Source organism: Hyalangium gracile (assembly GCF_020103725.1).
Classification (GTDB): Bacteria; Myxococcota; Myxococcia; order Myxococcales; family Myxococcaceae; genus Hyalangium; species Hyalangium gracile.
Window position 1 is genome coordinate 304,887 of record NZ_JAHXBG010000002.1, and the last position, 14,797, is coordinate 319,683.

At 67.7% G+C, this 14,797-nt stretch carries 15 protein-coding genes; 9 read left to right on the forward strand and 6 right to left on the reverse strand.

Features of this window, described 5'->3' with window-relative positions:
- Positions 1 to 20 precede the first annotated feature (20 nt).
- The gene (gene fabZ, locus KY572_RS04770) at positions 21 to 488 is read right to left on the reverse strand and encodes a 3-hydroxyacyl-ACP dehydratase FabZ (protein WP_224240969.1); all 468 of its coding nucleotides are present in this window, start codon (positions 486 to 488) and stop codon (positions 21 to 23) included.
- A gap of 138 nt (positions 489 to 626) precedes the next feature.
- Here fabZ and KY572_RS04775 point away from each other — a divergent pair, with 138 nt between their 5' ends.
- From KY572_RS04775 to KY572_RS04805, 7 genes are read left to right on the forward strand one after another with little or no spacing between them, the layout of a single operon-like run.
- Entirely contained in the window at positions 627 to 2,423 is a 1,797-nt protein-coding gene (locus KY572_RS04775) for a radical SAM protein (RefSeq protein ID WP_224240970.1), read from the forward strand.
- Positions 2,420 to 3,160 (forward strand): SDR family NAD(P)-dependent oxidoreductase, encoded by a 741-nt coding sequence (locus KY572_RS04780; RefSeq protein WP_224240971.1) that lies wholly within the window; start codon positions 2,420 to 2,422, stop codon positions 3,158 to 3,160. The genes KY572_RS04775 and KY572_RS04780 overlap by 4 nt, the downstream gene beginning before the upstream one ends.
- A 9-nt stretch (positions 3,161 to 3,169) precedes the next feature.
- Entirely contained in the window at positions 3,170 to 4,663 is a 1,494-nt protein-coding gene (locus KY572_RS04785) for a radical SAM protein (RefSeq protein ID WP_224240972.1), read from the forward strand.
- Positions 4,660 to 5,403, forward strand: coding sequence for an SDR family NAD(P)-dependent oxidoreductase (locus KY572_RS04790; RefSeq protein WP_224240973.1), 744 nt, complete (start codon positions 4,660 to 4,662; stop codon positions 5,401 to 5,403). Before KY572_RS04785 ends, KY572_RS04790 begins: the two co-directional genes overlap by 4 nt.
- Before the next feature lie 9 nt (positions 5,404 to 5,412).
- Entirely contained in the window at positions 5,413 to 6,720 is a 1,308-nt protein-coding gene (locus tag KY572_RS04795; protein WP_224240974.1) for an aspartate aminotransferase family protein, read from the forward strand.
- The gene (locus KY572_RS04800; RefSeq protein ID WP_224240975.1) at positions 6,705 to 7,430 is read left to right on the forward strand and encodes an SDR family NAD(P)-dependent oxidoreductase; all 726 of its coding nucleotides are present in this window, start codon (positions 6,705 to 6,707) and stop codon (positions 7,428 to 7,430) included. The genes KY572_RS04795 and KY572_RS04800 overlap by 16 nt, the downstream gene beginning before the upstream one ends.
- 27 nt (positions 7,431 to 7,457) lie before the next feature.
- Complete coding sequence (locus KY572_RS04805) at positions 7,458 to 8,102, forward strand: glutathione S-transferase family protein (protein WP_224240976.1); 645 nt, start codon at positions 7,458 to 7,460, stop codon at positions 8,100 to 8,102.
- 52 nt (positions 8,103 to 8,154) lie between these two features.
- On the opposite strand, the gene KY572_RS04810 is transcribed toward KY572_RS04805, so the two are convergent.
- From KY572_RS04810 to KY572_RS04825, 4 genes are all read right to left on the reverse strand, one after another.
- The gene (locus KY572_RS04810) at positions 8,155 to 8,787 is read right to left on the reverse strand and encodes a VanZ family protein (protein WP_224241501.1); all 633 of its coding nucleotides are present in this window, start codon (positions 8,785 to 8,787) and stop codon (positions 8,155 to 8,157) included.
- A 70-nt stretch (positions 8,788 to 8,857) separates the two neighbouring features.
- Positions 8,858 to 9,283, reverse strand: a complete 426-nt coding sequence (locus KY572_RS04815) for a hypothetical protein (protein WP_224240977.1) — start codon at positions 9,281 to 9,283, stop codon at positions 8,858 to 8,860.
- A gap of 35 nt (positions 9,284 to 9,318) precedes the next feature.
- Positions 9,319 to 10,539: a sterol desaturase family protein gene (locus KY572_RS04820; protein ID WP_224240978.1), complete on the reverse strand. Its 1,221-nt coding sequence runs from the start codon at positions 10,537 to 10,539 to the stop codon at positions 9,319 to 9,321.
- Positions 10,540 to 10,555: 16 nt separating this feature from the next.
- Positions 10,556 to 12,040, reverse strand: a complete 1,485-nt coding sequence (locus KY572_RS04825) for a radical SAM protein (protein ID WP_224240979.1) — start codon at positions 12,038 to 12,040, stop codon at positions 10,556 to 10,558.
- A gap of 231 nt (positions 12,041 to 12,271) precedes the next feature.
- Here KY572_RS04825 and KY572_RS04830 point away from each other — a divergent pair, with 231 nt between their 5' ends.
- The gene (locus KY572_RS04830) at positions 12,272 to 13,675 is read left to right on the forward strand and encodes a clostripain-related cysteine peptidase (protein WP_224240980.1); all 1,404 of its coding nucleotides are present in this window, start codon (positions 12,272 to 12,274) and stop codon (positions 13,673 to 13,675) included.
- 17 nt (positions 13,676 to 13,692) lie between these two features.
- The gene (locus KY572_RS04835; protein ID WP_224240981.1) at positions 13,693 to 14,037 is read left to right on the forward strand and encodes an MGMT family protein; all 345 of its coding nucleotides are present in this window, start codon (positions 13,693 to 13,695) and stop codon (positions 14,035 to 14,037) included.
- Between the two features lie 7 nt (positions 14,038 to 14,044).
- Here KY572_RS04835 and KY572_RS04840 read toward each other — a convergent pair whose 3' ends face one another.
- Positions 14,045 to 14,791: a hypothetical protein gene (locus tag KY572_RS04840; protein WP_224240982.1), complete on the reverse strand. Its 747-nt coding sequence runs from the start codon at positions 14,789 to 14,791 to the stop codon at positions 14,045 to 14,047.
- Positions 14,792 to 14,797 lie beyond the last annotated feature (6 nt).

Genomic DNA, 14,797 nt, shown 5'->3' on the forward strand with positions numbered 1-14,797 from the left:
CGCGTGTGGCACCCGCGCCCTCACGGCTCCTCCGCGGCTCCCGTGAGCCAGACGTTGAGCACCTCACGACGGCGCGCGCGCAGCTTCTCGCTCTTCACCTCGGCGAAGGCGAACGTGAGCTCGGCCTCGGCCGCGAGCTGCCCATCCACGGAGGCCGTCGCGCGCACCTGACCGCCCTCTTCACGGGCAGTGATGAGGCGCGCCTCCAGCTCCAGCTTGTCTCCAGGGCGCACCATGCGGCGGAACTTTGCCCGATCCACCATCGTCAGGAGCGCGTGGAGATCGTTGCGCCCGCGCTCGCGCATGGTGGCCTCCACCAGGACGCCGCCGAGCTGCGCCAGGGACTCGACGATGAGCGCGCCGGGCATGACGGGGTGGCCGGGGAAGTGGTCGACGAAGATGTCGTCCGAGAGCGAGACGCACTTGACGCCATGAGCCACCTCGGATGGCACCAGGCGCGTGATGCGGTCGAGCAGGACGTAGCGCACGAGCACTCCTCCGCGTGCCGGGCCGGGCCTCCAGGAAGCGCCGCCGCCGGAGCGTGACGGGCTGCGCTATAGCACGCGCCCCAAGACCCTGGACAGGCGCACTCCGGACAAGCACGATGCCTCCACCTGAGTCGCCCGATGCGCGCGTCTGTCGTGCCCCGATTCGTGGCGTCCACGGAGGCCTCCATGGAGTGCACGAGCTGCGCGCCCGTACCGGGAGTGGTCCAGCGGCCGGACAAGCCCCACACCTTCCTGCACCACGAGCCCTCTCGCTGCGAGCGCTGCGCCCAGTCGGTGGAGGCGCGCGTCGTGCTGCGCAAGGGCGAGGTCTGGGCCCTGAAGTTCTGCACCACCTGCGGCCAGACGGAGGCCAAGGTCGCCGACAGCGCGGACGCGTACCTGAACGCCTGGGTGAAGCGCGGAGAGGTGACCGATGACGCGCGAGACCACCTCTTCAAGCACACCACCTCCACCTGCCCCCAATGCCTGGCGCTGCTGCAGGCCGAGGTCGTCATCCGCCGAGGCAAGGTCTACTTCAAGAAGAACTGTCGCAAGTGCGGTCCCTCTGAGGCGCTGGTGAGCGAGGACGCGCGCTACTACGTGCGAGCCTACACCTTCGCTCGCGCGGGCACCGAGCCGCTGAAGTTCGCGGCCGAGGTGAAGCACGGCTGTCCCACCGACTGCGGCACCTGCTCGGACCACGAGCAGCACACCTGCCTGCCCATCGTCGAGGTGACGGACCACTGCAACCTCGAGTGCCCCATCTGCATCGTCAACAACCAGTACTCCAACCACATCGAGCTGGACACGTTCCAGCGCATCGTGAACGGGATGGTGGAGCGCGAGGGACAGCTCGAGTCGCTGGCGCTCTCGGGCGGCGAGCCCACCAGCCACCCACGGATCCTCGAGCTGCTGCGGATCGCGAACCGGCCGGAGATCGGCCGCATCGTGCTCATCACCAACGGCCTGCGCCTGGGCCGGGACCGAGCCTTCGCCGAGGCCGTGAAAGCCACTGGCGCCTACGTGGGGCTGCAGCTCGACGGCTTCACGGCGGACACGCACGAGAAGATCCGCGGGCGAGATCTCACCAAGGACAAGCAGGCGGCGCTGAAGATGCTGGAGGAGCTGAACATCCCCACGCAGATCATCTTCGTGGCCACGCGCGGGGTGAACGAGCACCAGATCGGCCAGGTGGTGCAGCTGCTCCTGGAGAAGGACTTCGTCCTCTCGCTCAACTTCCAGCCGGCCGCCTACACGGGCTTCGGCGGAGGCGCCTTCAAGCACGATCCGATGGATCGGCTCACCATCCCGGGCCTCATCCAGCGCATCGAGGAGCAGACGGGCGGCAAGCTCAAGGTCAGCGACTTCTCGCCCCTGCCCTGCTCGCATCCGCAGTGCGTGTCGCTCACCTACCTACTGAAGCTGAACGACGGCTCGTACATGCCCTTCGGGCGCTTCGTGGACTTCAAGCGCCACGGGACGCTGCTGCGCTCGTCGGCCACGCTGGGAGCGTCGCCGGAGATCCATGACGCGCTGGAGGAAGTGATCCACGACGTCTTCGCCCGCCAGGACGAGGTGGAGCGAGGAACGGATGTCCTCAAGGCGCTGCGGCGCTCGCTGGACGTGATGTTCCCGGACCGCAAGCTGACCAACAAGGAGTCCGTGCTCATCGGCGAGCAGCAGGCCAAGAGTATCTTCCTCCACCACTACATGGACCGGCACGACTTCGACCTGGAGCGGCTGCGCAAGTGCTGCCACCACTACCCGCAGGTGGATGGCCGCGTGATGCCGGCGTGCGGCTTCAACATGTTCCACCGCGGCGCGGCCAAGGGCCCGAAGACGGAGCTGGCTGCCTGGGGCAAGAAACCGTGGACGACGAACGTGCCCGTGAACGCGGCGGGCCCGGCGTCGTTCAAGCTGCCGGTGCTCAAATGAAGCTGCTGGAGGGCCGCACGGCGCTCGTCACTGGCGGCTCGCGAGGGCTGGGGCGAGCCATCTGCCTGACCCTGGCGCGCGAGGGCGCCAACGTCGCCTTCTGCTACGCCCGCTCCGAGGAGCACGCCGCGGAGACGCTCGCGCGCATCCAGGAGCACGGCGTGCGCGGCCAGGCCTTCAAGGTCTCCGTGCTGGACAAGCCCGCGGTGCAGCGGATGGTGCGCACCCTGGAACAGGAGTCGGGAGGCGTGGACATCCTGGTGAACAACGCGGGCGTGGGCCAGGTGGTGCCGCTGGCGCTCATGGAGGAGGAGGACTGGGACCGCGTGATGAACACCAACGTCAAGGGCGCGTTCCTCGTCACCCAGGCGGCCATCCGCGGGATGATCCACCGCAAGCGCGGCCGCATCCTCAACATCAGCTCGCTGGCCGGGGTGAAGATGATGCAGGCCCCCGTGCACTACTGCGCGGCGAAGGCGGCGCTCAAGGGCTTCACGGAGGCGCTGGCCAAGGAGCTCGGCCGCTACGGCGTCACGGTGAACTGCCTGGCGCCAGGCGTCCTGGAGGAAGGCGTCTCCGGCAACCTCCCGCAGCCGCGGCTCGAGGAGTACCTGCGCAACTGCGCCCTGGGGCGCGTGGGCACGATGGCGGAGGTCGCCGAGGTGGCCGCCTTCCTCGTCTCGGATCGCAACAGCTACATGAACGGAGCCACGCTCGTCCTGGACGGCGCGGTGTAGGGAGGGCGCATGCCGGATGGATCCGTCGTCGCGGAGCGGCTGCTGCACGAGACGACCAGCCTGTGTCGGCACTGCAAGAACGCGGTGCCCGCGCGGGTGGTGGCCGTCGGCGGCGAGGTGCACATGCGCAAGCGGTGCGAGTCGCATGGCGACCAGTCCGTGATGCTCTCGGATGACTCGGCCTGGTACGAGCGCACGCGCGCCATCGCCACGCCTCCCGCGCCTCCGGTGGCGCGCAAGGAGGTCCAGCATGGCTGCCCGTTCGACTGCGGCGCCTGCTCCGCGCACGAGCAGAAGGTGCGCCTGCCAGTGGTGACCATCACCAGCGCGTGCAACCTCAACTGCCCCATCTGCTACGTGCACAACAAGAACGAGGGCGCGTTCCACATGACGCTCGAGGAGTTCGACAAGATCCTCGGGCACCTGGTGAAGGACCACGGCGGCGAGCTGGACCTCATCAACTTCACGGGCGGCGAGCCCACGGTGCACCCGCACTTCCTCGAGTTCATCGAGCACGCCCACACAGCCGGGGCCCACCGCGTCACGATCTGCAGCAATGGCATCAAGCTCGCGCAGGACGAGCGGCTCGTGCAGCGGCTGGGGGAGCTTCAGGCGCGGGTGGCGCTCTCGTTCGACTCCTTCGAGCCCTCCGTGGACCAGGCGATGCAGGGAGCGCGGCTGCTGGACATCAAGCTTCGGTGCCTGGACCTGCTCGACAAGCACAACGTAGACACCACGCTCATCCCGGTGATGACGCGCGGGTACAACGATCACGAGATCGGCCGCATCATCCAGCTCGGGCTGGAGCGCTCCTGCGTGCGGCACCTGGAGATCCACACCATCACCTATACCGGGCAGGGAGGCGTCAGCTTCGATCGCTCGGGGCGAATCTCGATGCACGAGGTGCTGCGGCGCATCGAGGAGACGACCGGGGGGATGCTGCGCGAGCAGGACTTCGTGCCCTCCCCTTGCGCGCACCCGCTCTGCTACCAGATCGCCTACCTGCTGCTGGATCCGGAGGGCGGACCTCCGGTGCCGTTCACGCGCTTCATGCCGGCCGAGCAGTTCTACCAGGTGCTCGGCGAGCGCCTGTACCTGGAGCCGAGCCCGCGCCTGGAGGTGGCGATGCACGACGCCATCGATCGGCTGTGGGCCTTCGGCGGCGACGAGGCCGAGCGCACGCTGCGGATGCTGAAGCACCTGCTCGGCGTGCTCTTCCCACAGGGGAGGACGCTCAGCCGGCACGAGGGGCTGCGCGCCTCGGAGCGGTGGGTGAAGGCCGTCTACGTCCACTCGCACATGGACGAGGAGACCTTCGACGTGGAGCGGGTGATGCGCTGCTGTGACTCCAACTGCTACCCGGATGGGACCACCATCCCGGTGTGCAACTACAACGTGCTGTACCGGGAGAAGGAGGCGAAGTTCATGCGCGCGCCGAAGGCCTGGAACGAGCGGAGCGGCGGCTTCAAGCTCCCGGTCCTCAACAACGGGAGAGGCCAGTGACGCCGCGCATGGAGGGAAAGCGCTGCCTCGTCACCGGCGGCTCGCGCGGGTTGGGGCGGGCCATCTGCCAGGAGCTGGCGCGGGCGGGAGCACGTGTGGCCTTCACGTACTCGCGGAACACGCAGGACGCGGAGGAGGCTCGCGCGCGCATTGCCGAGGCCGGCTCGGAGCCGCTGGTCTTCCAGGGCTCGGTGGCGGACGCCGAGCACGTGAAGAAGACGGTGGCCTCCGTGACGGAGGCCTGGGGCGGCATCGACGTGCTCGTGAACAACGCGGGCGCCAACCAGGTCCTCCCGATCGCGCTCATCGAGGAGTCGGACTGGGACCTGGTGATGGACGTCAACGTCAAGGGGACCTACCTGTTCTCGCGGGCGGTGCTGCGACCGATGATCCGCGCTCGGGCGGGACGCATCCTGAACATCGGCTCGTTCGCCTCGGAGCGAGTGGTGGAGGCGCCCGTGCACTACGCGGCGGCCAAGTCCGCGCTGCGCGGGTTCACGGAGGCTCTCGCGCGGGAGGTGGGGCGCTACTCCATCCAGGTGAACCTGCTGGCGCCAGGGCTGATGGAGGCGGGACTGTCTCGCTCCCTGCCGCAGCACCGGCTGAATGAGTACCTCGGGCAGTGCTCGCTGGGGCGGCTCGGCACGGTGGAGGAGCTCGCGCGCATGGCTGTCTTCCTCGTCTCGGACGAGAACACGTTCATGACGGGCGCGAAGGTCGTCGCCGACGGTGGGCTGTAGGAGCATGGGATGACGTTCAGCGTCGAAGACATCCTGCGCAGGGGGTTCGAGGACTTCCGCGAGTTCGTCAACCCGCTCATTGCGCTGCGCGCGGAGGTGGCCGGAGAGCCCACGCGCGTCGTCCACGCACGAGAGGGCCGCCTGGAGGATGTCGAGGGCCACCTGATCGAGGACTTCCACGGGACGCAGGCCTTCGGGCACCGCAACCCCGCGATCGCGGCGGCGGTGCGCCAGTTTCTGGAGACGGACTCGCCCTCGTGGTTCCCCTCACGCGTGAACCCGTACGCGGGGAGCCTGGCGCGGCGCCTGTGCGAGCGCACCGGGTACTACTCCAACGCCTTCTTCGCGAGCTCCGGAAGCGAGGCGGTGGAGGCGGCCCTCAAGCTGGCCCGAGCGGTGACGCGCAGGCCGCGGGTGCTGTCGCTCGAGCGGGCGTACCACGGCTGCACCATGGGGAGCTGCGGCCTGATGACACCCGGGACGTTCCGGGACCCGTTCGATCCGCACCTGCCGGGCGTGGGTCCCCTGCCATTCGGAGACATCGACGCGCTGGCGAAGGCGCTGGAGCAGAAGGACGTGGCGGCCGTGGTGGTCGAGCCGATCCAGCTCGAGGGCGGCGTGCGTCCCCTGCCCCCCGAGTACATCGACGCGCTCTGCGAGCTGACGCAGCGGCACGGCACGCTCCTCGTGGCCGACGAGGTCCAGACGGGACTGGGGCGCACGGGCCGATTCCTCGCGAGCGAGCGCTGGCCGCGCCGACCCGAGTGCGTGTTGCTGGCGAAGCACCTCGGCGGCGGACTCCTGCCCATCTCGGCGATGCTCACCCGGCGCGAGCTGTTCGAGACGGCGTACGGGAAGAACTTCGAGACGGCCGAGGCGCACAACTGCACCTTCAGCGGGAGCGCCATGGTGTGTGTCGCCGCGCACGCCGCGCTGGATCTGCTGACAGACTCGCTCATCGAGCACGTGCGCGACGTGGGAGCGGGCTTCCACTCCGGGCTCACGGAGGCGCTCTCCTCGCTGCCCCTATTCGAAGAGGTGCGCGGGGCCGGGCTGGTGGCGGGCATCGTGCTGAAGCCCACCGAGCACCCGTGGCTGTCCTTCGAGCACTTCGGCATGGAAGATCTGGCCCACCGGCCGACGATAGGACTGCTCCTGTGCCACCGCTTGTACAAGCGCGGCTACTTCTGCTTCGTCTGCGGCCATGACTGGAGCGTGCTGAGGCTGCAGCCGCGCTTCACCATCGCGCCCGATGCGCTGGCCACCTTCACCCGGGTCGCCCGGGAGGAACTGGAGTTCCTGTGCAATCTCGACTGAATCCGCCTCGAGCGCTCGTCTTCGGAGGTACGGGAGCCGTGGGCTCGGAGGTGCTCCGAGGCTTGGCTCGCGCGAACGTCCCCACAGCCTTCAGCTGGCACCAGTCCAAGGAGCGGGCGCACGCCCTGGCCAGCGAGCTGTCGATGCGCCCGCTGCAGGTGGACCTCGCGGACGCCACGGCGACGCGCGGGGCACTGCGAGCGCTGCGGGAGGAAGGTTTCGTGCCCAACCTCTTCATCCACTGCGCGGGGACGAACCCGAGCGCTTCGCTCGCGGATATCACGGATGAGAGCTGGCACAGGACGATGGCGGTGAACTGCCAGTCGGCGTTCATCGCCTGCCAGGAGCTGACTCCCGCCATGGCTCAGGCCGGCGAAGGGCACCTCGTGCTCGTGGGAGCACTGGACCGGACGCAGTCGGCGCCCTCGCCGGTGCACTTCGCGGCGTCCCAGGGGGCCCTGTCTGCCCTGGCAATGGCAGTTGCCAAAGAGCTGGGCCCGAAAGGAGTGCGCATCAACGTGGTGGCGCTGGGGCTGCTGGAGGGCGGCCTGTCACGACAGGTCGGCGAGAAGCTGGTGGCCGACTACAAGGGCTTCAGCGCACTGCGTCGGCTCGGCCGCCCCGAGGAGGCCGCGAAGGCCATCCTGTGGCTGGCGCTGGAGAACACGTACATGAATGGCAAGGTGCTGCCCGTGAACGGCGGCATCTGACAGACAAAACGGCTCGGAGAACCACGTATGACCGCTGCAAACGAAGAACTCGCCAGGCCCGTCCTCATCGGTCGCTCGAGCTCCCACTTCACGCGCATCGCACGGATCTTCGCTGCGGAGCTGCGAGTCGACTACTCCTTCAAGGTGGTGCGCGATCTCATGTCCTCCAATCCGGAGGACTACGGTGGGAACCCCGGGCTTCGCATCCCGTCCTTGCAGACGCCCCAAGGCGTCTGGTTCGGTTCGCTCAACGTCTGTCGCGAACTCTGGCGGCGGTCGAGCCTCAAGCCCCGGGTGGTCTGGCCGGAGGACCTCGACCAACCGGTCCTGGCCAATGCGCAGGAGCTCGTTCTTCAGGCCATGGCCACGGAAGTGTCGCTGATCATGTCCAAGGTAGGCGGCGCCAACGAAACCAGCGCTCACCAAGCCAAGATGCGGCAGGCCCTGCTCAACATGATGGCGTGGCTGGAGGAGAACACGAAGGCCGTGCTCGCCGCACTGCCGCCGCAGCGGGACCTGAGCTACCTGGAGGTCTCGCTCTACTGCCTCCTGATGCACCTACAGTTCCGCGAAGTCCTGCCGACGGACGGCTATGCCGAGCTGACCAGGTTCTGCCAGCAGTTCGGAATGCGCCCTTCCGCCATCGAGACCACTTTCCGCTTCGACACGTAAGAGCCGAAGGGGACATCAACTCACGATGCGCAGATCGGCATTGGCTAGCGTGTTAGCGCGATGCCACACCGCTTCGACCATGCGCGAGCAACACAGACTCCAGATGCCCCCAAGGCTTATCGCTCCGAGGGTTTGCGTCTCTCGGGTCGCGACGTGACAACGATCGGTAGATCAATGCCAGGAGCCTCAGGAGTGCATATCCGATCAGCACGCCTGTGACATTGAGTAGGAAATCGTTGATATCCGTAACCCGGTAGGCAAATCCATAGAGCACCGATATCGCAAGTTGGGTCAGCTCTATAGCGGCGGAAAAACAGGCTCCGGATCGTGCTATCGCGCGCCATCCCAGGACCGGCACGACAAACGGGTACAAGAAACCCCAAGGAATTCCCAGGACGAGATTGCCCCATCCTTGGACGCTCGTCAGATAGCGGAGAGACATGTCCCTGAATGGAACGAGCTTCACTCCGTCGAGCAATCGGGTCTGGCTGCGAAACGCCTCGATGTACGCCGAGTCAAAACGAAGCGGGAAGATCGTGTAACTGCTCACCATCAATAGATAGACCGCGAACATGGCGACCGCGATCAATCGGCCCACGGTGAGTCGGTGGCGAGTGCGCAGATACCACAACAGGATGACCACTCCGGGCAGCACCAGCGGAAGTATGGTCTCCAGGTCCACCATCACGATGCAGCACTCCAAGGTGGTGGCCAGTGGTTGAAGACAGCTTCCATTGCGAACGCGCGCTCCCGTATCACTTCGTTGTCAGGGTTCCGTCCGATTGGATATCGCACCCGTCGTCCTCCACCTTCCAAGCAACCACAAAGAAGCTCGACTTGGAGACGGATTGACACGTCGTACTGAAGGAGACTTTCTCGCCGAGTTTCTTGGATGGGATGACGGCAAAGCTGCATAACGAATGATCCAGGATCCCATCCTCCCACACCTCGACGGTGACCGAGGACGGACCGGTGGCTCCCGGCGCGCATCGAGTCACCCAAAGCTGACCCGAAATTGTCAGGACGCCCCGATCCAGGCTGTGCACTACGCCATTCTTCTTTCCATGGACAAGCCGATGCTCCATCGTCAATGAGAACTTCGACCCATTGGCGAGAGCTGGCGTGGCAATCGCCATCAGCCCGATCATCGTGAGCGCAGTCGTTGAAAAGCTTGTGGGCATTCACATTCTCCCTGTCGAGAGATGTTGAGGGTAGCTCATGCTCGAGGAGGCCTCGCAATGCGAGGTGCTGCCTTGGACGAGAACACCGCAAGCGCCGCACCGCTGACGATAAAGCAGGCGGCCGTGGGCACGAGCCACGCCGCCTCGTAGCGCGCAGTCGCCAGCAGTGTCAGCACCGAGGAGAGCCCCAGCCGCAGCAGCTCGAGCCGCACGGCCCACGGCTTTCCCTCGAACAGAGCCCCCATCGTCCCCGTGCCCCAGAGCACCAGGGCGACGATCACGGCCGCCCCGACGAGGCCCACTCCCCCTCCCAGCCACTGGAGCGCGCTACCGATGACGGCCAGCAGCAGGAACTGCAGGACACCGTACGCGGCCAGCCACCCGGGCACGTCTTTTGGGGGACGCGCGGGGGATTCCGGCACCTCCACCTCTCCAGGAGCCCGCCATCCCGGCGGCTTCAACCACATCTTCGCCGCATCGCGCCATGAGGTCGCACGGCGCGTCCGGCGCACCAGCTCCACGAAGGGCTGGAACTGCGCCCAGAGCGGGTTCCAGCTCGCCAGCGCTCTCGGCGTTCCGTACGTCGGCTCGTGCGTCTCTCGCACGAACGTACCGAACAGCCGATCCCACACGATCAACGTCGAGCCGAAGTTCCGGTCCACGTACTCCGGATCCTTCCCGTGGTGTAGCCGGTGGTACGAGGGCGTGTTGAACACCCAGCCCCAGACTCCCGTGCGGCGGATCAGCCGCGTGTGCATCATCGCCTCGTAGAGCGACAGGCACCCCACCGCCAGGAAGAACGCCTCCATCGGCACTCCCAGCAGCGGCAGCGGCCAGAAGAACAGCAGCGCGCTGATGTCCGACGTCCACGGCTGCCTCAGCGCCACCGAGATGTTCATCTCCTCGCTCTGGTGGTGCACTACGTGGATCGCCCACAGCGCCCCCACCGCGTGCGAGCCCCGGTGGAACCAGTAGTAGCAGAAGTCCACCCCCACGAACGCCAGCACCCATGGCACCGGCGAGCCCTCCTCCCACCGCACCACCCCGAACGTCCGCTGGAACCCGTCGTACAGCGCCAGCAGGAAGCCTCCCGTGAAGATGCCCAGCAACACCGACCCCATCCCGCACGACAGGTTCGACAGCGTGTCCGGAAGCACGTACGCCCGCTTCCCCTGCCGCTTCGCCGCCCACGCCTCGATCCCCATCAGCAGGAAGAACACGGGGACCAGCAGCGCGTAGTAGTCGTTGGTATCCACCCTGTCCTCCCGTGACTCAGAGCCGTCCGCGCCCCAGCGTAGCGATCGGCGCCGCCGGACGCTGGTTGAATCGCCCATCCCGGTTCCGATACAGCACGTTGTAGGCGCACGACGGGATGTTCGTTCCGTCCGGCTCGCGGATGCCCACCGGGCACTGCCGGATCCGATCCGTGTCGAACGTCTCCTCGTCCATGTGCGCGTGCAGGTAGATCGCCTTCGAGCTCCGCTCCGCCAACCTCAGCCGCTCCGCCTGCCCCACCCCCGGCGCCGTCATCCTCCCCACCAGCGCCTTGAGCACCGCCAGCACCTCATCCGCCTCCGCGCACGCCAGCTCCCCCGTCCACAGCCGGTTGATGATGTCCTGCAGCCGCTGCTCCATCTCCGGGCTCGGCTCCAGGTACAGCATCCCTCCCAGCATCGCTCGCAGATCCGCCCGCTCCATGAACCGCGGATATGGCAGCCAGCGCCCATCTCCCAGCTTCAGCAGGTACGTCACCTGGTAGCAGAGCGGATGCGCCGCCGGTGACGGCACGAAGTCGTCCACCCTCACCTGTCCCCCCGTCTGCCTCTCCAGATCCACCAGCACGTCGTACGGCGTGTACCGCGCCTGCCGATCGAACCGCGCCCCGCCCTGCCCCGTGAACGTCATCGTGTGCAGCTCCACGCTGCGGATGAAGTCCTTCTCCAGCGCCAGCTTCACGAAGTCGCCCACCTCCGAGTCGTTGTAGCCCCGCGCCAGCACCGGCAGCAGCGTCGTGTCCACCCCGTGCTTCTCCAGCAGCTGGAGCACCTTCAGCTTCGACGCCAGCAGGCTCCCGCCCAGCATCTGCTTGTTCGGCTCCGGCTTGAACGAGTCGAACGAGAGGATGATCCGCGTGTCGATCCGCGCCAGCCGCTCCAGCAGCCACTCGTCCTTCAGGAACCGCAGCCCGTGCGTTGACAGCGTGATGCGGTGGATGCCCTCCTCCCGGCACAGCTCCACCAGCCGCTCGAAGGCCGGGTGCTGCGTGGGCTCGCCTCCCGTCAGGTTGATGATGCGCTTGTCCGGCGCCACCCGCCGCAGGTGCCCCAGGATGGCTCGCAGCTCGTCCTCGGACATGTGGTACGCGCCCGCGTTCCGGTTGTGCGTGTAGCAGATGGGGCAGTCCAGGTTGCACGCCGACGAGATCGGCACGATCGGCAGCTGCACCTGCTGCTCGTGCCTCGTGCACGGCCCACAGTCGTACGGACACCCCTGCGCCGCCTGCTTCAGCGCCACCGGCCGCTGCAGCGCTGGCGCCTCCTTCAGCAGCGACTCGTACCAGGCCGCGCTCGACGAGATGAGCACCTGAGCCGCGCCGTGCTCCGGGCAGCTCTTGCGCATCACCACCTGCCCGCTACTCCGCCAGAGCGTCGCCTCCACGCTGCGGAAACAGCGCGCGCACAGGCTCGTCGTCGTCCGCAGCAGCTCGTCCGCCATGCCTCGAGTGTACTTCCGGCACTCCGGGTGCGGCGCCCTCATGGCGCCGTGCATCATTTCCGCTCGCGGGCTCCACCTGCGTTCGAAAGGACACCGCGCCCGCCTCCGCTCTGTGCGTGCCCGTACAGATTTCCTCGCACTTCCAGCCCTTGTATGCCTCGAAGGGAGCCCCCCACAACCCCTTGAATCCAGGCCCCTTTCAGTCCTTTCGGCTGAGCGCACAAAAATTCATCCCACACGCAACTTCATGCGCTCACCGGAGACAATAAGGACATGAAAGTCCTCAACGCTCCGACCTCGACTCCGCGCCCCGCTACCTCTTCCGGTCCGAGCAGCAAGGCCCTCCCGCCCTCGCGCGGAAACGAGCTGGCGCCGCAGCGCTCCGTGGACGCGTTCGAGTCGAGCTCCCGAGGCACCCAGAGCCGGCCGGCGATGCTGACCGGTGAGCAGCCCTCCCGAGCCCTTGCGACGCCGCAGCCCACGCCCGGCCCCACGCCGGCTGCCGCCACTGGCCCCATCAGCCCCAAGGACATCCCGGCCGCGGAGTGGACGGTGTTCGTCCACCTCAACGCCGACAACAACCTCGAGTCCTTCGGCAAGGACGACATGAACGAGATGGAGGCCGGCGGCGGATCCATCCAGGGCAAGCTGAACCTGATCGCCCTGGTGGACGGCGGCGCGATCAACTCCGACGGCTGGAACACCGGCGCGCGGCTCATGTACGTGGGCAAGGACCCGGAAAACTCCCGCAAGATCGTCTCTCGCGAGATCGAGATCGATCCGAAGTCGGAGCTGGGCAAGATGCTCGCCGCCGGCAAGGGCGAGCTCGACACGGGCAGCCCCGAGGTGCTCCGCGCCGCGCTCGACTACGTGCAGCGCAACACCGAGTCCAAGCACTACATGGTGGACCTGTGGGACCACGGCAACGGCTGGCGCGGCGTCTCCTATGACGACAACCCCAGCAGCAGCCTGGACATGCACGAGCTTCAGAAGGCGCTCACCGGCCTGCCCCAGAAGGTGGACCTGCTCACCGCCGACGCGTGCCTGATGGCCACCGTCGAGGTGGCTGCCACGGCCAAGGCCATCGGCTCGGACTTCCTGGTGGGCAGCGAGGAGCTCGAGCCCGGCACCGGCTGGGACTACAAGGATCTGCTCGGCCGCATGGGCAAGCTGTTCCAGGGCTCCGGGAGCGTCAGCGCGGAGCAGATGGCCAAGGCCATCCAGGAGTCCTACGCCGCCGGGCCTCGCGACAACGTCACCATGTCCGTGACGAACCTGTCCAAGCTGGACGGGCTCAACAGCAAGCTGAACGACTTCAGCGACGCGCTCCTCCAGGCCGGCGGGCTGCAGAACGCCACCCTCCGCAGCGCGTACGACAAGGCGCTGCGCTTCGACGACGCGGACCAGATGGACCTGGGCGACTTCGCCAGGCGCATCTCCCAGGGCACGAAGGACGCCGCGCTGAAGAAGGCGGCGGACGCGCTCCTGTCCGAGCTCGCGGCGACGACCTCGGAGAAGGGCGCCAAGGGCGACCCGAAGTTCGCCGCGGCCACCGGCCTCTCCATCTACAGCCCGCGGGGCTCGGTGGACAGCGCGTACAAGAAGGAGGGCGCGGCCTGGCTGGACAGCCACTGGAACAACGTCATCAAGACGTACAGCGCCACGCCGCGCTCGTAGGCTACAGTCCCGGGCCCGTGGCCCTCCGAAAGAAGACGCCAGGCTCCCGTCCCGCGGCCAAGGCCGCTGCTCCGCAGGCCTTCCATGAGGCGGTGATGCGTGCCGTCCGAGCCATCCCCCGAGGCGAGGTGCGCTCCTACTCCCAGGTGGCGCTCTACGCGGGACGCCCGGGCGCGGCACGCGGCGTGGGCCGAGAGCTCAAGACGCTGTCGAATCTTCAGGCGGTGCCGTGGTGGCGAGTCGTCCGCTCGGGCGGGACGCTGGCGCCTTTCGTGGCCCACGAGCAGGCCCGTCATCTCCGTCTGGAGGGCGTCGAAGTCCTGCAGCGCGGCGAGGTGTTCCGCGTCAAGGTGAAGCGCTGAGCAGGCCTCAGCCGAGCGGCACCGCGGCCGGCGTCGGAGGCAGCCTCGCGAGGAGCTGAAGCACCCGCTCCAGCGGATCTCCGTCGGAGGCCTCCAGCCCGAGCGCCGCCGGGGTGGTCCGCACCTCCATCACCCGCTCCCTCAGCAGCGCCCGGCACTTCGTCACCGCCTCCTGGAGGATCTGCGCGGCCGCGACGCTCGTCACGGGCGCGCTGCCGGCCGCGACGCTGCGCGTGGAGAGGACTCCGGGGTCTCCTCGTCCCAGCTCGGGGACGATCAGCAGCGCCCGGTCGGGGAGCTGCTGGCCCGACGCGAGAGCCTTCGTGCCGCCGAAGAGGTCCGCCTTCCCGGCGCTGCCCGGCTCGCCCCGGAGGCGGAGATCGACGATGCGGAGGACGTCCCTCGCCTGGATGAAGCGGCGCACCCGGTTGCGCTGCTCCAGGATGAACTGCCCTCCCTCGATCAGCAGCCGCTCGCCCTGGATCAGGGTGACCAGGGGCAGCTCCCGATCCCAGGCGATCGACTCTCGCCCACGCGCCGTGAGCACCCGCGCCAGCGACTCCGCCTCCTCGAGCGAGGAACGGGAGCCGATGATGCGAGGCAGCGCGCCCCCGAGCACATCCCGCGTCAGCTCGGGGCTCAGTCCCAGCAGCCGCGCCATCTCACGCGTGTCCGCCGCGGCGGCGGGCTCGGGCCGCATCGCGACGAGGAACCTGCCTCTCGGGGCCACCCCTCCCTTCCGCGTGCTCTCCATCGGAAG